Origin of the sequence: Paenibacillus cisolokensis (genome assembly GCF_018403665.1) — a bacterium.
GTDB classification, from domain to species: Bacteria; Bacillota; Bacilli; order Paenibacillales; family Paenibacillaceae; genus Paenibacillus_AH; species Paenibacillus_AH cisolokensis.
Window position 1 is genome coordinate 42,168 of record NZ_BOVJ01000008.1, and the last position, 18,326, is coordinate 60,493.

The following is an 18,326-nucleotide window of genomic DNA, read 5'->3' on the forward strand; positions in this document are numbered from 1 at the left end:
CAGCGCTGGGTCGTCGGCATAACCGGCGCGAGCGGCTCGATCTATGCGGTTCGGCTTATCGAGGAATTGCTGCGCGCCGAAGCGGAAGTCCATCTCGTCGTCACCGAGGCCGGCTGGCGCGTGCTGAAGGAGGAGCTGGACTGGCAGACGGTTCGCCGTCAGGAGGCGCTCGAGGAGCGATTTGCGCTGCCGATGAAGGAGAAGCGGCTCATCCTTCATCCGAACGCCGATATCGGCGCGAGTATCGCCAGCGGTTCTTACTTGACGGACGGGATGGTCATCATCCCTTGTTCGATGGGCACGCTCGCTTCGATCGCGCACGGCATATCCGACGATCTGATGAGCCGGGCCGCCGATGTCATGATGAAGGAAGGCCGGAAGCTGCTGCTTGTGCCGCGGGAGACGCCGCTTCATGCGGTGCATCTGGAAAATATGCTGAAGCTGGCCAGACTCGGCGTCCGTATCGTACCCGCGATGCCCGCATTCTATTACCGGCCGGAGACGATCGGGGATATGGTCGATTTTCTCGTCGGCAAAGTGCTGGACGGAATGGGGATCGGGCATGAATTGTACAGAAGATGGGGAGATGAGCCGAATGGGGCGTGAAAGTCCGCTGACGCTTGGACGAATCGATTATGCCAATGCCTGGCCGCTCTTTCACCACCTGGACGGATATGCGGGCGAAGCCGGCGTCCGTATCGTCTCGCGTGTGCCGGCCGAGCTGAACCGGGCGCTGCGGGAGGGAGAGACCGATATTTCGGCCATATCCTCGTTCGCCTATGCGCAAAACAGCGAAGATTATTTGCTGCTCCCCGATTTGTCGGTCAGTTCCGTAGGCCGCGTCAATTCCATTCTGCTGTTCATGAAGCGGCCGCTTGAGCAGGTGAAGAACGGCCGGATCGCCTTGACGACAGCCTCGGCGACTTCCGTCAATCTGTTAAAAATCATTATGGCGAAATATGCCGAAGGTCAGCCGCAGTACGAACGGGCGGAGCCGGATCTCGATTCGATGCTGGAAAACGCCGACGCGGCGCTTCTGATCGGCGACCCGGCGATCAGGGCGTCCTGGTCCGCAGGCAAGCTGCACGTGCTCGATCTGGGGGAATTATGGCATCGCTGGACGGGACTCGGGATGACTTATGCGGTCGTCGCCGTCCGCAAGGAAGCGGCCGCCCGCTGGCCGCAGGCGATCGCCAGCCTGCTGCAGGCGATGCGCGAGAGCAAAAGGCTTAGCCTCGGCAATCCGCAGGCGCTGATCGATCACGCGTGCCGCACGATCGGCGGCGAACCGGGCTATTGGGCGCGATATTTCACCGAGCTTCGTTACGATTTCGGCCCGATGCAGCAGCAAGGCCTTGCGCTGTATTTCCGGCTGGCGAGACAGCTCGGCTTGCTGGAGCGCGACGTGCATATGGAGTTCTTTTCAGAACAATCTGCTCTACAGGTGAACGAATGAAACTATTGGATTTGTACGCAAAGATGAAGGGCGATCTGAATCGGATCGAACAGCAGCTGGAGAAGAGCGTCACCTCCGACCACGCCCTGATGAGCGAAACGTCGCTGCATCTGTTGAAGGCGGGAGGCAAGCGCATCCGCCCTGTATTCGTATTGCTGTCGGGCAAGTTCGGCGATTACCGGCTCGACGTGCTGGAGCGGGTGGCGGTGCCGCTGGAGCTGATCCACATGGCGTCGCTCGTGCACGACGATGTCATTGACGACGCCGAAACGCGGCGCGGGCAGATGACGGTGAAGTCCAAGTGGGACAATCGGATCGCCATGTATACCGGCGACTATATTTACGCCAAGGCGCTGACGATCGTCACCGAATTGCCCAATCCGCATATCCACCAGATCTTGTCCAAAGCTATGGTCGAGATGTGCATCGGCGAAATGGAGCAGATTCGGGATTTCTTCAATACGGAGCAGTCCGTGCGCCAATACTTGCTGCGCATCCGGCGCAAGACGGCGCTTCTCATTGCGACGAGCTGCCAGCTTGGCGCTGTGGCCGCGAACGCGGACCGCGTTACCGCGAACCGGTTGTACCGTTTCGGCTACAATGTCGGCATGGCGTTTCAAATACGCGACGACGTGCTGGATTTGTGCGGCACGGAGAAGCAGCTCGGGAAACCGCCCGGTTCCGATATCCGTCAGGGCAATATGACGCTTCCCGTGCTGTTGGCGCTGCGGGAAGAGGCTGTCCGGGACAAGCTGCTGCAGGCGATCGCGCGCATCCGCGAAAGCGACGGCACCGACGGGACGGACGAGGCGATCAGGCTGATCCGGGCAAGCCGGGGAATTGCGGCGGCCGAGGAGATGGCCGACCGCTATATCGCCAAATCGCTGGCCGCCCTCGAGCGGTTGCCCGACATTCCCGCCAAGCGGGACCTGATCGAAATCGCGCATTTCATCGGCAAGCGAAATTACTAAAATATTAGGGTTCAGGCAGGTGTTCAAACGTATGGAGAAAACGTTTCTGATGATCAAACCGGACGGCGTGCAGCGCGGACTGATCGGTGAAATCGTGTCCCGTTTCGAGAAGAAAGGGCTGAAGCTCGTTGCCGCAAAATTTTGCAAGTGACACGGGAAATGGCGGTTCGTCACTATGCCGAGCATAAAGGCAAGCCGTTCTACGAGCCGCTGCTCGACTTCATTACGTCGGGCCCGTCGTTCGCCATGGTATGGGAAGGCGATCAGGCGATCGCCCTCTGCCGCGCGATCATCGGCAAGACCGACGCGCTGGAGGCGCTGCCGGGCACGATACGCTCCGACTATGCCGTACATACGAATTTCAATCTGATACACGGCTCCGACTCTCCCGAAAACGCGGAACGCGAAATTGCGATTTTCTTCCGCGAAGACGAGCTGGTAAGCTACGAGCATACGATTCAGCGCTGGATCTGAGGCCGGCGGGGAGCGGGGAAACGGGGGATCGGATTGGAAGACCGGGATTTCGCATGGTTTGTGCAGCGGGTCAAGGAACGGACGGCTATCGATCTGTCGCTGTACAAGGAAACGCAGATGAAGCGCAGGCTGACGACGCTTCGCATGAAGCACGGCTACGGCAGCTTTGAGGCTTTCTGGGAAGCGATGCAGAAAGACAAGGCGCTGATGGGCGAGTTTCTGGACCGGATGACGATCAACGTATCGGAATTTTGGCGCAATCCGGGCCGTTGGGAGACGCTGCGGCAGCGGTTTTTGCCGGAAATGCTGGCGCAGCGCGGAAACGTAAGCATATGGAGCGCCGCCTGCTCGACCGGCGAAGAGCCGTATACGCTCGCGATGCTGTTGTCCGAGCTCGGGGCGCTCGGCCGGGCGACGATTCTGGCCACCGATCTGGATGCCGGAGCGCTGGAGAAGGCGGAGCGCGGCGTCTATCACGAGCGGTCGGTGCGGGAAGTGCCGCAGGACTGCCTGCAGCGCTATTTCCGGAAGGAGTCCGGATGTTATGTTGTTGACGACGCGCTAAAGCGGGCGGTAACGTTCCGGCGTCACAATTTGCTGGAGGACCGGTTCGGAGGGCCCTACGATCTGATCGTCTGCCGCAATGTCATGATCTACTTTACCGATGAAGCGAAAAATCTACTATACCGCAAATTTGCCGAAGCGCTCCGTCCGGGAGGGTTGCTGTTCGTCGGCAGCACGGAGCAGATTTTCGGCCCCGGCCAATACGGGCTGGAGACGGCCGACACGTTCTTTTACCGGCGTCTGCGCGCCTGATGTATATCGTTTTCCAACTTCTCCTATACTAGGTACTAGCCGAAACCTGTGGAGGTTGGATGATGGACAAACGAAAAGTTATTTCGGCATATCGGAGAGGCATCATCAGCGTCCAGGAATGCGCGCAGATTCTTGGGCTCGACAGCGGAACGATCGCCAGGCTGGTCGACGATCCGCAGCTTGCGGAGCCGCCTGCCCGCCGTCTGCGCCGTCCCGCCGGCGGCTGAAGCCCCGGAATTTCAAAATGGCCGTCCGCCGAAACCGTCGTTTCCGGACGGCTTTTTTGCCGTCTTTCGGCCGATTGTTTCCCGTCATGCCGCGGATGCGGCGGAAGCGCTCGCCAGACGCCGGCCGGGCCTTGCAGGGCCCGGCTTTTCTTGTCAAAAGATGCGGGCTATACTATAATGAGCAAAGATGTTTTGGGGCGGAATCGCCAACGAATGGGACGGTTGATTGGCGAAACGACAGCTTCGTCAGGCGACCGGACCGGCGAAGCTGTTTACGCTTGCCGGAATTGAAGGAGGAACCGAATTTGAGTTTGCGATATTTGACTGCGGGAGAAACGCACGGTCCCCAATTGACCGCGATTATCGAAGGGCTGCCGAGCAATTTGCAGCTTGATTTCGAGGAGTTGAATTTTCAGCTGCAGCGGCGGCAGAAAGGACATGGCCGCGGCCGCCGGATGCAGATCGAGAAGGATACGGCGAAAATTGTCGGCGGCGTGCGCCACGGACGGACGACCGGCGCGCCGGTGGCGATCGTCGTGGAGAACAACGACTGGAAGCATTGGACATCGGTCATGAATATCGAGCCGATCGAGGGCGGCGAAGAGGCGAAGCGGCGCGTGCACCGGCCCCGTCCGGGCCATGCCGACCTGAACGGCGGGCTGAAATACAATTTGAAAGATTTGCGCAACGTTCTGGAGCGCTCCAGTGCAAGGGAGACGGCGGCGCGCGTCGCGGTAGGCGCCGTTGCCCGGCAGCTGCTCGCGGCATTCGGCATCAAGGTGGCCGGGCAGGTCATTCGCATCGGCAGCGTCGTAGCTCCCCCGAACAATCTGTCGGCTGACGAGCTGGCCCGGCTGACGGAGGAATCGCCGGTTCGCGTCGTGGACAAGGAGACGGAGCGGCAGATGATGGAGCTGATCGACCAGACGAAGGCGGACGGCGATTCGATCGGCGGCGTCGTGGAATGCATTGTCGAAGGCGTACCGGTCGGACTCGGCAGCCATGTGCAATGGGACCGCAAGCTGGACGGCCGAATCGCGCAGGCGGTCGTGTCGATCAATGCGTTCAAAGGCTGCGAGATCGGCATCGGCTTCGAAGCGGGCGCGCTTCGCGGCTCGCAAGTGCATGACGAGATCATGTACGATCAGGGGCGCGGGTTTTACCGCGCGACGAACCGGCTCGGCGGCTTCGAGGGCGGGATGACCAATGGCATGCCGATCGTGGTGCGCGGCGTCATGAAGCCGATTCCGACGCTCTACAAGCCGCTGCGCAGCGTCGACATCGATACGAAAGAGCCGTTCACGGCACAGGTCGAGCGTTCGGATGCATGCGCGGTGCCGGCAGCCAGCGTCGTCATGGAGCATGTCGTGGCCTGGGAAGTGGCCAAGGCGTTTATGGAAAAATTCGGCGGCGATTCGATGGAGGAAATTCGCGCCAATTACGATAATTATTTGGCTCAAGTGGAGAGATATTAGTATGCGCGAACTGACGGTTGAACTCGGCGAACGCTCTTATCCTATTTATATCGGAGAAGGTCTCCTGAAAGAGGCCTCCTCATTTTTGAAAAACGCGGCATCGGCACGAAATCCCCGCTTATGATCGTCACCGACGACCGGGTCGCCCCGCTTTATCTGGCGCCGCTCGAGCGGCAGCTGGCGGACGCAGGGTACGCGACGACAAGCGTCGTCGTCCCCGGCGGGGAGAGCTCGAAGTCGCTGGCGATGTTCGAGAAGCTGCTGACGGCCGCGCTTGAAGCGGGCCTGGACCGCAAGTCGGCGATCGTGGCGCTCGGAGGGGGCGTTGTCGGGGATTTGGCCGGATTCGCGGCGGCGGCCTATATGCGCGGCATCAAGTTCGTCCAGATGCCGACGACGATTTTGGCGCACGACAGCAGCGTGGGCGGCAAAGTGGCGGTCAACCATCCGCTGGCCAAAAACGTCATCGGCGCTTTCCATCAGCCGGAGCTGGTACTGTACGATCTGGATACGCTGAAAACGCTCCCGCCGCGCGAGGTGCGCGCAGGCCTGGCCGAAGTCATCAAGGAAGGTCTGATCTGGGACGCGGAATTCGTCTCCTGGTGCGAGGAGCATATCCGCGAGCTGCTTTCCCTCGATCGCGATGCGCTCGGCTACGCCCTGTACAAAGGCTGCGGCATTAAAGCCGAAGTCGTGTCGCGCGACGAGCGGGAGAACGATCTGCGCGCCATTCTGAATCTCGGCCATACGATCGGGCATGCGCTCGAGGCCGTCGCGGGGTACGGGGAGCTGCTGCACGGCGAAGCGATCGCCATCGGCATGGTCGGCGCGGCCAGGCTTGGCGTGCGCCTGGGCGCCCCGCAAGAGGTGTACGAGGTCACGAAACGGCTGCTTGTTGCCGCCGGCTTGCCGACCGCCATTCCGTCCCATTACGATACGGACGCGATCATGAAAGCGATGATGCATGACAAGAAATTCACCGAAGGAACGATGCTGTTCGTCGTCCCGACGGCTGTCGGCAAAGTCGAGCTGAACCCGAACGTGTCAGCCGCCATGGTCCGGGAAATCGTGGACGAATTGAAACGGGAGGCCGATCGTCTATGAATGTAAGAGGGATTCGCGGCGCGATAACGGTGGAAGCGAACGAGGAACGCCCGATTTTGGACGCGACAGCCGAACTGGTCGAACGAATCGTGGCCGAAAACGGCATATCGCCCGAAGATATAGGATGCGTCTTCATTACGGTGACCGACGACCTCGATTCCGCGTTTCCGGCCCGGGCGATTCGCCAGATGGCCGGCTGGGAGCTTGTGCCGCTTATGTGCGCGCTGGAAGTGCCGGTCAAAGGCAGCCTTGAGAAGTGCATCCGGCTCATGGTGCTGGTCAATACCGACAAAAGACAGGATCAGATTCGTCATGTATATTTGGGCGGCGCCCGGGCGCTTCGTCCCGATTTGTCGAAAGCATAGGAACGGAAGGGAGAACCCGGTGCGGATTGGATGCCGTCGGGAGAACGGCGCCGTGAAAATGCCGGATTCAAGGGTTGACGGTTATGGCGGCGTTGCGGTATAGTGGTGTTTGTAAGCATTATGCATGAATGAGACGCGCGATTTCAGATGCGCGTTAGAGCAGAGCTGAGCGAAGCAAGCCGCAATGAGACGAGATGAGACGAGTGGAGACAAGACGATACGAACGGACATGGATGAGGGCGCGAGAGATAAGCGCGGGACGATGCCGGCCAGAGCCGGCGGTGCAGCTTGCGCATGCGGACCTTGTTGCGATGGCCTGTTCGTTTTATCCTCTCTGAATATGATTTCATCATCGTAATCAAAGCGTTTCTGCTTCGGCAGGAGCGCTTTTTTATTTTCGATCGAGGAGTGGGTTCCGATGCGCAACGAATTGCAGAACGTCATCCGGATGGCGGACCGATACAATTTGATACCGGTGTCGCGGACGCTGATGGCGGATACGGAAACGCCGATTCGGCTGTTTCTGCACGCCTACCGGGAGGAGTACGCTTTTCTTCTGGAAAGTGTGGAAGGCGGGGCAAAATGGGCACGTTATTCGTTTATCGGCACGGACCCGTTTCTGATGATCAGCGGGAAAAACGGCATCATGAAGCTAAGGGCCAAAGACGGAACGGAAGAAATCGTAAAAGAACGGCCCATCGAGCTGCTCAAAGCGCGATTGCGCGCTTACCGGAGCCCCGCGCTTCCGGAGCTGCCGCCGTTTACCGGCGGCGCGATCGGCTTCTTCGGCTACGATCTGCTGCGATATTACGAGAAGCTGCCGGCGCATCGCCTCGACGACCTGCAGATGGACGATTTGCTGTTTATGTTCTGCGATCAGGTAATCGCCTTCGACCATTTCAAGCAGCAAATCCATGTGATCGGGAACGTTCATATTGCCGAGGGAGCGTCGGATTCGCAAATCGCCGACGCCTACGGCGAGACGTTGCGGCGCATTGAGGCGACGATCGAGCGGCTGCGGCAGCCGGCCGAGCAGCCCGTGCCGGCGGGCAAAATGCCCGAGGACCCCGAGCTTGGCGATGTGCAGTCCAACGTCACGCGCGAGCAGTTTATCGCCAATGTGGAACAAGCGAAGGCGTACATCCGCGCCGGCGACATCTTTCAGGTGGTGCTCTCGCAGCGTTTCAGCGTGGAAACCGAGGCCGATCCTCTTGACGTCTACCGCGTGCTGCGGACGATGAATCCGTCGCCTTATATGTACGTGCTCAAGCTTGGCGGGGAGACGATCGTCGGCACGTCTCCGGAAGCGCTCGTCAAGGTGAACGGTGACCGGGTCGAGACGAGGCCGATCGCCGGAACGCGGCCGCGCGGCGCCACGCCGGAGGAGGATGCGGCGCTGGAGCGGGAGCTTCTGGCGGACGAGAAGGAACGGGCGGAGCATCTGATGCTCGTCGATCTCGCACGCAACGATATCGGGCGGGTAGCGGAGTTCGGAACGGTCCGCTGCGACGCCTATATGGAAATCGAGCGGTATTCGCATGTTATGCACATCGTCTCGAACGTGTCCGGCAAGCTGCGGGAAGACCGCGATTTTTTCGACGCGTTCATCTCGTGCTTGCCGGCCGGCACCGTATCGGGCGCGCCGAAATTGCGGGCGATGGAAATTATTGCGGAGCTGGAGAACGAAGCGCGGGGCGCCTATGCCGGCGCGATCGGCTATCTCGGCTTCGGCGGCACGCTCGATACCTGCATCACGATCCGGACGATCATTTTCAAGAACGGAAAAGCCTACGTGCAGGCCGGAGCCGGCATCGTATGGGATTCCGTTCCGGAAAACGAATATACGGAAACGGTCAACAAGGCGAAAGGCATGCTGAAAGCGATCCGCGCGGCGGAAGCGATGTTCGGAGGCGCGGCGCGGTCGCGGACGGAAGCCGTATCGGACATTAATTCGGATTACGATATTTATGTGCGGGAAGGGAGAGGCTGAACGATATGGAGAAGATGACGATGCAGCGGGCGCTGGCGACGATGATGAGCGGAACCGACCTAACACGCGAAGAAGCCCGCGAAGTGATGGAAATTATAATGAGCGGCAAAGCGACTTCCGCGCAGATTGCCGGTATTGTGACGGCGCTCAGAATGAAAGGCGAAACGGTAGATGAAATCGCCGGCTTCGCCGAAGTGATGCGCAGCAAGTCGAACCGGGTGGCGACCGAGCGCGAAGGGTTGCTCGACACATGCGGGACGGGCGGCTCCGGCATTCACAAGTTCAATATTTCGACGGCTTCGGCGATTATCGCCGCGGCGGCCGGCGTGCGGGTGGCGAAGCACGGCAACCGCGCGATGAGCGGCAAAGCGGGCAGCGCCGACGTGCTGGAGGCGCTCGGCGTCAACATCGCGCTCAGCGCCGAACAGGCTGCCCGCTGCCTGGACGAAATCGGCATCTGCTTCATGTTCGCGCAGCTCTATCATCCGGCGCTCAAGCATGCCGCCGGGCCGCGGAAAGAACTCGGCGTACGGACGATCTTCAACATGCTCGGTCCGCTGACCAACCCGGCCGGCGCCGACCGTCAGCTGCTCGGCCTGTACGACCGCTCGCGCACGGAGACGGTGGCCGGCGTGCTGCGGGAGCTTGGGCTGAAGCGGGCGATGGTCGTCAGCAGCCATGACGGTCTGGACGAAATCAGCATTTCCGCGCCGACCCAAATTTCCGAGCTGCGGGACGGGCAGTTGCGGACGTACGATCTGACGCCGGAACAATTGGGGCTTCGAACCTATCCGCTCGGCGAAGTGCTGGGCGGGGATGCGGCGGTCAACGCCGCCATCATCCGCTCGGTATTTGCCGGCGAGCAGAAAGGCGCCTACCGCGACATCGTGCTGGCCAATGCGGGAGCCTGCATCTATGTGGGCGATGCCGCAGACACGCTGCGGGAAGGCGTGGAACGGGCGAAGGAAGTGATCGATTCGGGGCTGGCGTCCGCCAAGCTTCAGCAACTGATTGAAACGACGGGAGAGGTCGCGCATGTTTCTTGATCGCATTGTAGCCACGAAGAAGAAGGAAGTCGAAGCGCTGGCAAGCCGGTATGACGCTGCGGAATGGGAGCGGAGGATCGCAAGCCTGCCGCCCTGCCGCGGATTCGAGCGGGCTTTGACGTCGGGCCGGAAACGTCCGGTAGGACTTATCGCCGAGGTGAAGAAGGCGTCTCCTTCGAAAGGATTGATCCGCGAAGATTTTGATCCCGTCAAGCTGGCGAAAGCGTATGAGGCGGCGGGCGCGGACTGCATATCCGTATTGACGGACCGCGAATATTTCCAGGGGTCGGACGATTATTTGAGCGCGGTCAGGCAATCGGTCGGGTTGCCCCTTTGCGCAAAGATTTTACAATTGATGAGCGGCAGATTGACGAGGCTCGCCTCATCGGAGCCGATGCTATCCTGCTCATCGCCGCCATTCTGAGCAAGTCGGAGCTGTCCGCACTGCGACCGGGCCCGGGCGCTCGGCATGGACGTCCTCGTCGAGGTGCACGACCGGCGCGAGCTCGAGACCGTGCTGGAGCTCGGCAAGGCGACGCTGATCGGGATCAACAATCGCGATTTGCGCACGTTTGCAACCGATCTGCGCACGACGGAGCGGTTAATATCGCTCGTGCCGGAAGGGATTGCCGTCATTAGCGAAAGCGGAATTTCCTCGCGGGATGATATAAGCTACTTGCGCGGGCTTGGCGCGCAGGGCGTGCTGATCGGAGAGCATTTTATGCGGCAGCCGGATGTCGGAGAGGCGGTTGCGGAACTGATGGGTCCGGTGGATGCGGCATGAACGGGCCGGCCGCGATCAAAATATGCGGGCTGAAAGACGCCGCAACCGTCCGCGGATTGGACGGCATGCCGGTCACCCATATCGGACTCGTGTTCGCCCCGAGCAAAAGGCGGGTTGACGCGGAGACGGCGGCGGAGCTGATCGCGGCCGCGCGGATGATCGGGGCGCGCGGCGGGTTGCCGCCGAAAACGGTCGGCGTGTTCGTCGACCCGTCGATGGACGAGCTGCGGGCGGTGCTGCGGCATGCGCCGCTCGATATTGTGCAGCTGCACGGCGGGGAACGCCGGCGTTCTGCCGCGCCGTGAAGGAAGAGCTGGCCGTCGGCGTATGGAAGGCATTCGCCGCCGCCGGGGACGAGACGGAAAGATCGGCGGCGACCCGCCTGCAGCCGTACGAAGGGACGGTGGACGCGCTGCTTGCCGATACGGCGGGCGGCGGTACCGGCCGCCCGTTCGATTGGCGGCTGCTCCGCTTGTATCATAAGGCCGCGAAGGCGATCGGCGTTCCGCTGTTCGCCGCCGGAGGCCTCCATCCGGACAATGTCGGCGAGCTGATGCGGGATTATGCGCCGGACGGCGTCGACGTTTCCAGCGGCGTCGAGACCGACGGCCGCAAGGACCTTGCAAAAATCAGACAATTTGTGGAAAGGGTGACGGGTCGATGAACCGTGTGCCGGACGAAAACGGCCGATTCGGCCGATTCGGCGGGCGTTTCGTGCCGGAAACGCTGATGAACGCACTGCTTGAATTGGAAGAAGCGTATCACCATTATGCGAATGATCCTGCATTTAAAGAAGAGGTCCGGTACCTGCTGCAAAAATATTCCGGACGGCCGACATCGCTCTATTATGCGGAAAGGCTGACCCGGCATCTGGGCGGAGCCAAAATTTATTTGAAGCGGGAAGATTTGAACCATACCGGCGCGCATAAAATCAACAACACGATCGGGCAGGCCGTTCTGGCCAAGCGTATGGGCAAGACGAAGGTCATTGCCGAAACCGGGGCCGGGCAGCACGGGGTAGCCTCCGCCACCGTGGCCGCCCTGCTCGGTCTGGAGTGCAAAGTGTTTATGGGCGAAGAGGATATGAAACGCCAGCAGCTCAACGTGTTCCGGATGCGGCTGCTCGGAGCCGAGGTCGTCCCGGTATTGTCGGGAACGCGGACGCTGAAGGACGCCTGCAACGAAACGCTGCGCTACTGGGTCAGCCATGTCGACGATACGTACTATATTCTCGGCTCGGCGACCGGTCCGCATCCGTATCCGATGATCGTGCGCGATTTTCAGCGCATTATCGGCGATGAAGCGCGCGAGCAGATACTCGCCGAAGCAGGACGGCTGCCCGACTTCGTCGTGGCGGCTGTCGGCGGCGGAAGCAATGCGATCGGCATTTTTTATCCGTTCATCGGCGACGAGAGCGTGCGGCTGATCGGTGTCGAAGCCGCCGGCAAAGGCGTCGATACGCAGGAGCATGCGGCGACGATGACCAAAGGCCGCCCCGGCGTCTTTCAGGGCTCGCTCAGCTACGTCCTGCAGGATGAATTCGGCCAGGTGCTGCCGGCCCATTCGATTTCCGCCGGGCTCGACTATCCGGGCATCGGACCGGAGCACGCGTACCTGAAAGATTCGGGCCGGGCCGAGTACGTGCCGGCAACCGATGCGGAAGCGCTTGAGGCGCTGCAGCTGCTGTCGCGTACGGAAGGCATCATACCGGCGCTCGAATCGGCCCATGCCATAGCGCATACGATGAAGCTGGCCCCGACGCTCGGCGCCGACCGCATTATCGTCGTCAACTTGTCCGGACGCGGCGATAAAGATGTGGAATCCATTATGGGGTATTTGGGAGGGAACGGCCATGAATCGCATTGACGCCGCATTCGCGCGCTTGAAAGAAAAAGGCGGAACGGCGCTCATCCCGTTTCTGACCGTCGGCGATCCGGACCTTCGCACCACGATCGAAATTATTAAAACGCTGGAGAAAGCGGGGGCCGACATCGTGGAGCTCGGCGTTCCGTATTCCGATCCGCTGGCCGACGGTCCGGTCATCCAGCGCGCTTCGGAACGGGCGCTCAAGCATCGCATCACGCTCGCCCACTGCATGCAGGCTGCGGCGGACGCCCGCAGCGCCGGAGTGGAACTGCCCTTTATTTTATTCTCCTATTACAATCCGGTATTGCAATTCGGACTCGACCGGTTTTTCGAAGAAGTGAAGGCGAAGGACATCAGCGGGCTGATCATCCCGGATTTGCCGATCGAAGAGGACGGGGAAGTCAGAAGCCGGGCGGAAGCGGCCGGCGTCCATCTGATCCCGCTCGTCGCGCCGACTTCCAACGAACGGATCGCCCGCATCGCGGGGAATGCCCGCGGCTTCGTCTACTGCGTCTCGTCGCTTGGCGTAACCGGCGTCCGTTCGGACTTTCATCGCGATATCGATCAATTTCTGGCAAGCGTCAAGCAAGCCGCCAATGTTCCGATCGCCATCGGCTTCGGCATCTCGACCCGGGAGCAGGTGGAGCGCTTCAGCGCATGGTGCGACGGCGTTGTCATCGGCAGCGCTCTCGTTCGGCAGATCGAGGAGGCGATTCCGCAGCTTACGAGCGAAGCGGAACGCGAGCAGGGACTCGCCCGCATCGGCGAATTTATCAGGGAGTTGAAAGGTTGATCGCTTGCGGCTAACCGGCGCATCGGCAGCGGGCCTCTTCCGGCTTATTCGGAAGAGGCCGCTTTCTTTTGCGCGAAAGCACTTTAAAATGAAGAAAAGATATGAGACAATGGACTTCATGTAAGATGATTTTAGTCAACTTATGGGGTGAAGCATCGATGCAACCGAAACAGAATATCGTCCACTTGCCCGTTTACCAGCCCGGCAAACCGGTAGACGACGTCAAGCGGGAATTGGGGCTTACGGAGGTCATCAAGCTGGCTTCCAATGAAAATCCGTTTGGCTGTTCCGAGCAAGCGAAAGCGGCGATGATGGAGGAAATCGCCAATGCGAGCATTTATCCGGACGGCGCGAGCCAGAAGCTGGCCGCCGCGGTTGCCGGCCATCTCGGGGTGGAGCGCGATCAGCTTATTTTCGGCGCAGGTTCGGACGAAGTCATTCTGATGATCGCCCGTGCGTATCTCGTTCCGGGGGACGAGACGATCATGGCGGACGAAACGTTCCCGCAATACAAGCACAATTCCGAGATCGAGAACGCCCGCGTAATCGAGGTGCCGCTCAAGGATGGAAAGCACGATCTGGAAGCGATGCTGGCAAAGGTGACGCCGCGCACCAAAATTATCTGGATCTGCAATCCGAACAATCCGACCGGCACGATCGTGACAGGCGAGGAATTGGACAGCTTCATGAAGCGCGTTCCGGCAAGCGTCCTGGTCGTGCTGGACGAAGCTTACTGCGAGTATATAAACGCCCCGGAATATCCGGACAGCCTGGCCATGCTGAAGGAGTACCGGAACCTTGTGCTGCTTCGCACCTTTTCCAAAATATACGGATTGGCAGCGCTGCGCGTCGGTTACGCGATCGGTCATTCCGATGTGATCCGTTCGGTGAATCAGGTCCGCGAGCCGTTCAATACGACGCGGATGGGGCAGGCGGCGGCCGCGGCGGCGATCGCCGACCAGGCGTTCGTACGGAGCTGCCGGGAACGCAATGCCGAAGGCCTCGCTTATCTGTGCGGCGAATTCGACCGGATGGGCTTGTCTTATTTCCCGCCGTACGGCAATTTTGTGATGGTCGACGTGAAGCTCCCGTCTCAGCAAGTGTTCGAAGCGTTGCTGCGCAAAGGCATCATCGCGCGCGCCCGGTGGACGCACTATCCGCATCATATCCGGATTACGGTGGGCAGCAGGGAACAGAACGAGAAATTTATCAAAGCGCTGGAGGAAGTGCTGCAGGCTGCTGCAGTGCTCGGATAACCGATGACGACCGTTACCATTTTCGGCGTAGGACTGATCGGCGGTTCGCTCGCTTTATGCTTCAAGGGCAAGCCCGGCATGAAAGTTGTCGGCCATTCCGTTCGCCGTTCCTCTGTCGAAAATATGTCAGCCGCGGCGTTGTGGACGAGGCGACGACGTCGATGCGGGAAGCGGCCGAGCAAGCGGACTTTATCTTTTTATGCGTGCCGGTAGGGGAGCTTGAATCATACCTCGAACAGATCGCCGGATTCGACTTGAAGCCCGGATGCATCATTAGCGACGTCGGCAGCACGAAGGCGTCGATCGCGGCCTGCGCGAGAAAGCTCGGGAACCGCAATGCCGTCTTTATCGGCGGCCATCCGATGGCCGGTTCCGAACGGACGGGAGTGGAGGCGGCGACCTCGATTTTGTTCGAGAACGCCTTCTACGTATTGACGCCGGAGCCGTCGACGCCGCCCGAAGCGCTGACCCGGCTGACGGACCTGCTCAAGCATACCCGGGCCCATATCGTCACCGTCGATGCGGAGAAGCATGACGAGATCGTCGGGGCGATCAGCCATCTGCCGCATATTATCGCGGTTGCGCTCGTCAACCAGATCCGGCGCTACAACGAGCAGAACGGCTTGTACGAACTGCTGGCGGCGGGAGGCTTCCGGGACATTACGCGCATTGCCTCGAGCGATCCGGCGCTGTGGCGGGACATTCTGATCCATAACCGGGAAGTGCTGCTGCGGCTGATGCGGGACTGGAACGAAGAGACCGGCCGGTTCATCCGTATGCTGGAACAGGCGGACGCGGCGGGCATCGAAGAAGCGTTCCGCATGTCGGGCGAGTTTCGCAGCCGGTTGCCGGAACGGCGCAAAGGCATGATCCATTCCATCTACGAGTGTTATATCGACGTCCCGGATCATCCGGGCATTATCGGCCGCATTGCCACGGAACTGGGCAACCGGCATATCAATCTGAGCAATTTGCAAATTATCGAAAGCAGGGAAGAGGTTCCCGGCGTGCTCCGGCTGTCGTTCCGGACGCAGGAGGATCTCGATCACGCGATCGCGTCGCTGAAGGAGCTTGGCTACACGGCCCGTTATTGACGGCGGCAACCCCGGAACCGGTACCTGTTTCCCCCGCATGCCGGCGGGGCATGCAGGGGAAGCAGGTTTGCCGGCTTCAGGCAGAAAAAATGAAAACGCTTATTGACAAGATGAAAACGGATACATATAATAGAGGTACAGTATGGTTTCTCTCCACTCCTATCCAAATTATCGCACGTTGTGCGGCCACCCTTCGGGGTGGTTTTTTTTTCTATTCTAAGAATCATCTCATTTTAACCTTTAGGCCGCACTGTATGATACAATACCATGAGACGCCCCGTTATGTAAAATAATGGCTGGCCGTTCGCGTTTCCAGTCCGAACGTTCATTAATCTTTCTTCATTTTTGATGATCACCGCAACTTTTCGCTTCCCGGCCGGTAAAAGGATGGTATAACCGGATTGGGAAGACCGCGCAGGTGAGGAGGTTCGCCTGTTTATGTTGGATTCCCAGATCGTACGGGAAATAAAGGACGGCAACGTGCAGCTGTTTGCGGAACTGATGAAACGGTACCAGCGCAAAATATTCGTCTTTATCTATCGGATGCTTAAAAGTTCCCATCTTGAAATGATGGCGGAAGACCTTTGCGCAGAGACGTTCTACAAGGCGTACCGGAGCCTTCGATCGTTTCGCGAATTGGATGCGTCTTTCTCGACGTGGCTGTACACCATTGCCCGAAATACTGTGCTCAGCGAACTGCGCAAGCAGAAAAACGGAACATTATCTCTCGATGAAGCCGGCCTTTCGCCTGCGGCGCCGCCCGAGTACGTTCCGGAGCAGTCGCTGCTCCGAAGCGAGAGGGCTTCCATGGTGAGGGCCGCTATTAATAATTTGCCGGAGAAGCAGCGAACGGCTCTTATTCTGCGCGAATACGAGCAGATGGATTATCAGGAAATCGCCGCCATTTTGGGGCAGACGGTCAGCTCCGTCAAATCGCTTCTGTTTCGGGCCCGTGTAAGCGTCAGATCGCAGCTTGAGCCGTATGTCGTCAATGCGCCGCTGGATGAACATGAAGGGATGAAGACGCGATGAAGTGCCAGGATGTCCAGAAGACGCTAGCCTTTTATTGGGATTTGCCGAATGACGCCCCCGAACGTCTCATGGCCGATGCCCATATTGCCGGTTGTCCGGATTGCGCCGAACAATTTCGGCTGTGGGAAGAAAGTATGTTGACCATTCGCAGTCTCGGGGAAGACGATGTTCCGGACGGACCGGGAGAGCATGTCGGGAACGCAGTGATGGCGCGCATCTACAGCGAGCAGGCATGGCTTAGGCCCGTTCAGCAGAAAAGCTATACGTTCACCCGCAAGGTGCGGCGCCGCACCGCGGCGATCGTCGCCTGTGTGACGGCGCTGTTCGCATGCGGCCTGCTCTTCCTGGCGTTCGCGGATTTGCACACCGCGGATAACGGACAGGTTCAGCAAGTAACCGGTCTGCTTGAAACCGCGAATGCGTCTGCGGACGGAATCGGCGTAATCAGCGCCAAGTTCTACTCCGAAATTCCGGTAGCCAGCGTGAGCGACCCGATCGTGCTCAAGATGGAGCCGGAAGTGCCGGAGTATACGTACTGGATTGCGCTGCTCGTGCTCGGAATCGTCATTTCACTGCTTTTGCTCGGCTGGCTTTCGCGCACCCGGCGCTGACTCCAGGCCAGAAGATTGCGCGGCGGTTATGGAAAGGGGAACGTCATCGAAGTGTTCATCGGTTTGGTCAGGCACGGTCAAACGGACTGGAATGCCCTGGGCAAAATACAGGGACAAACGGATATTCCGTTGAATGCGGCAGGAGTCGCGCAAGCGCGCGCGCTGGCCGAACGGCTCGCGCAGGACGAATGGAAGTGGGAGGCGGTCGTGGCGAGCACGCTGCAACGCGCCGTGGAAACGGCGCGCATTATCGCGCAGAGGCTTCGCCTTCCCGCGCCGGCGAGCGATCCTAGGCTGAACGAGCGGCGCTTCGGAGACGCCGAAGGGACGACGGAAGCGGAGCGGCTTGCCCGTTGGGGGGCTGACTGGCGCTCGGCCGATTTGGGCCAGGAAAGCGACGGCGAGGTGCGCGAGCGGGCTTCCGCCTTTCTGGCGGACTGGAGGCGCCGCATGCCCGACGGCAAGCTGCTCGTCGTCACGCACGGGAGTTTTCTGGCTCAAATGATGGCCGTCATGAACGGGGACCTTGAGATTCGCCATATCGGGAACATGTCTTATTCGATTCTCGAATATCAGGACGGCAAATGGCATTCGCACTTGCACAATTGCACCAGGCATCTGGAAAGCTGACGGCATCGCCGTCGGTGGCTGTCTCACATGTTCAGATTCATTTTCTATCTGCAGACCATAAGAAGGCCAGTAATACAATTGAATTCGTTCCTGAATGTTGCTGAACCCCAGGGCTCATTTGTCAGCGAGGTGTGCGAGGGGATATTGGATAAGTTTACCCGGATCAAAACCAATATTGCAAAAGTGCAGTTTTTTTCCGGTATTAAAAGCCGGAACGCTCAAATTTCTGCGATAATACAGTATTTTTGGCCTCCAAGCGGCGTGTAAGGCGGAAGTGATCAAAAAATCCTGCACTTTCGCAGTAATTTGAGCCAAAGACATCTGTCGGGGGCAAAA

General features: G+C 59.6%; 17 protein-coding genes and 5 pseudogenes. All 22 read left to right on the forward strand.

The genetic code is table 11. The annotated features are described in order from the left end of the window. Positions 1–606, forward strand: a pseudogene (locus PACILC2_RS01405) (UbiX family flavin prenyltransferase); the annotation flags it as partial. Continuing rightward, a complete protein-coding gene (locus tag PACILC2_RS01410; RefSeq protein ID WP_213526978.1) occupies positions 596–1,456 on the forward strand; it encodes a menaquinone biosynthesis protein in 861 nt (286 codons plus the stop codon). The pseudogene PACILC2_RS01405 and the gene PACILC2_RS01410, both read left to right, overlap by 11 nt. Beyond that, positions 1,453–2,427 (forward strand): heptaprenyl diphosphate synthase component II, encoded by a 975-nt coding sequence (gene hepT, locus PACILC2_RS01415; RefSeq protein WP_213526980.1) that lies wholly within the window; start codon positions 1,453–1,455, stop codon positions 2,425–2,427. The genes PACILC2_RS01410 and hepT overlap by 4 nt, the downstream gene beginning before the upstream one ends. Positions 2,428–2,458: 31 nt before the next feature. After that, positions 2,459–2,901 (forward strand): annotated as a pseudogene (gene ndk, locus PACILC2_RS01420) (nucleoside-diphosphate kinase). Positions 2,902–2,934: 33 nt separating this feature from the next. After that, positions 2,935–3,717, forward strand: a complete 783-nt coding sequence (locus PACILC2_RS01425; protein ID WP_213526982.1) for a CheR family methyltransferase — start codon at positions 2,935–2,937, stop codon at positions 3,715–3,717. Between the two features lie 59 nt (positions 3,718–3,776). After that, the gene (locus PACILC2_RS01430; protein WP_160327793.1) at positions 3,777–3,944 is read left to right on the forward strand and encodes a hypothetical protein; all 168 of its coding nucleotides are present in this window, start codon (positions 3,777–3,779) and stop codon (positions 3,942–3,944) included. Between the two features lie 305 nt (positions 3,945–4,249). Next, positions 4,250–5,419 (forward strand): chorismate synthase, encoded by a 1,170-nt coding sequence (gene aroC / locus PACILC2_RS01435; RefSeq protein ID WP_280515250.1) that lies wholly within the window; start codon positions 4,250–4,252, stop codon positions 5,417–5,419. 1 nt (position 5,420) lies between these two features. After that, positions 5,421–6,523, forward strand: a pseudogene (gene aroB / locus PACILC2_RS01440) (3-dehydroquinate synthase). Next, a complete protein-coding gene (gene aroH / locus PACILC2_RS01445) occupies positions 6,520–6,888 on the forward strand; it encodes a chorismate mutase (RefSeq protein ID WP_213526984.1) in 369 nt (122 codons plus the stop codon). The pseudogene aroB and the gene aroH overlap by 4 nt, the downstream one beginning before the upstream one ends. Positions 6,889–7,306: 418 nt before the next feature. Next, the gene (gene trpE / locus PACILC2_RS01450) at positions 7,307–8,878 is read left to right on the forward strand and encodes an anthranilate synthase component I (protein ID WP_213526986.1); all 1,572 of its coding nucleotides are present in this window, start codon (positions 7,307–7,309) and stop codon (positions 8,876–8,878) included. Positions 8,879–8,883: 5 nt separating this feature from the next. After that, on the forward strand, positions 8,884–9,924 hold the full coding sequence (gene trpD / locus PACILC2_RS01455) for an anthranilate phosphoribosyltransferase (protein WP_213526988.1): 1,041 nt from the start codon (positions 8,884–8,886) through the stop codon (positions 9,922–9,924). Next, a pseudogene (locus PACILC2_RS29095) lies at positions 9,914–10,311 on the forward strand (indole-3-glycerol phosphate synthase TrpC); the annotation flags it as partial. The gene trpD and the pseudogene PACILC2_RS29095, both read left to right, overlap by 11 nt. Positions 10,312–10,393: 82 nt before the next feature. Beyond that, on the forward strand, positions 10,394–10,708 hold the full coding sequence (locus PACILC2_RS29100; protein WP_372447014.1) for an indole-3-glycerol phosphate synthase TrpC: 315 nt from the start codon (positions 10,394–10,396) through the stop codon (positions 10,706–10,708). After that, positions 10,705–11,013: a phosphoribosylanthranilate isomerase gene (trpF, locus tag PACILC2_RS28310; protein ID WP_307860280.1), complete on the forward strand. Its 309-nt coding sequence runs from the start codon at positions 10,705–10,707 to the stop codon at positions 11,011–11,013. The genes PACILC2_RS29100 and trpF overlap by 4 nt, the downstream gene beginning before the upstream one ends. Continuing rightward, complete coding sequence (locus tag PACILC2_RS28315; RefSeq protein ID WP_307860281.1) at positions 11,010–11,372, forward strand: phosphoribosylanthranilate isomerase; 363 nt, start codon at positions 11,010–11,012, stop codon at positions 11,370–11,372. The genes trpF and PACILC2_RS28315 overlap by 4 nt, the downstream gene beginning before the upstream one ends. Further along, a complete protein-coding gene (trpB, locus tag PACILC2_RS01470; RefSeq protein WP_062492767.1) occupies positions 11,369–12,574 on the forward strand; it encodes a tryptophan synthase subunit beta in 1,206 nt (401 codons plus the stop codon). The genes PACILC2_RS28315 and trpB overlap by 4 nt, the downstream gene beginning before the upstream one ends. Beyond that, positions 12,561–13,367: a tryptophan synthase subunit alpha gene (trpA, locus tag PACILC2_RS01475; protein ID WP_213526990.1), complete on the forward strand. Its 807-nt coding sequence runs from the start codon at positions 12,561–12,563 to the stop codon at positions 13,365–13,367. The genes trpB and trpA overlap by 14 nt, the downstream gene beginning before the upstream one ends. A gap of 158 nt (positions 13,368–13,525) precedes the next feature. Then, positions 13,526–14,623, forward strand: coding sequence for a histidinol-phosphate transaminase (gene hisC / locus PACILC2_RS01480; protein WP_213526992.1), 1,098 nt, complete (start codon positions 13,526–13,528; stop codon positions 14,621–14,623). Positions 14,624–14,626: 3 nt separating this feature from the next. After that, positions 14,627–15,717, forward strand: a pseudogene (locus tag PACILC2_RS01485) (prephenate dehydrogenase). A 438-nt stretch (positions 15,718–16,155) separates the two neighbouring features. After that, a complete protein-coding gene (locus PACILC2_RS01490) occupies positions 16,156–16,749 on the forward strand; it encodes an RNA polymerase sigma factor (protein WP_213526994.1) in 594 nt (197 codons plus the stop codon). Next, positions 16,746–17,360 (forward strand): anti-sigma factor, encoded by a 615-nt coding sequence (locus PACILC2_RS01495; RefSeq protein WP_213526996.1) that lies wholly within the window; start codon positions 16,746–16,748, stop codon positions 17,358–17,360. The genes PACILC2_RS01490 and PACILC2_RS01495 overlap by 4 nt, the downstream gene beginning before the upstream one ends. A 51-nt stretch (positions 17,361–17,411) precedes the next feature. Next, positions 17,412–17,990 (forward strand): histidine phosphatase family protein, encoded by a 579-nt coding sequence (locus tag PACILC2_RS01500; protein ID WP_213526998.1) that lies wholly within the window; start codon positions 17,412–17,414, stop codon positions 17,988–17,990. Positions 17,991–18,326 lie beyond the last annotated feature (336 nt).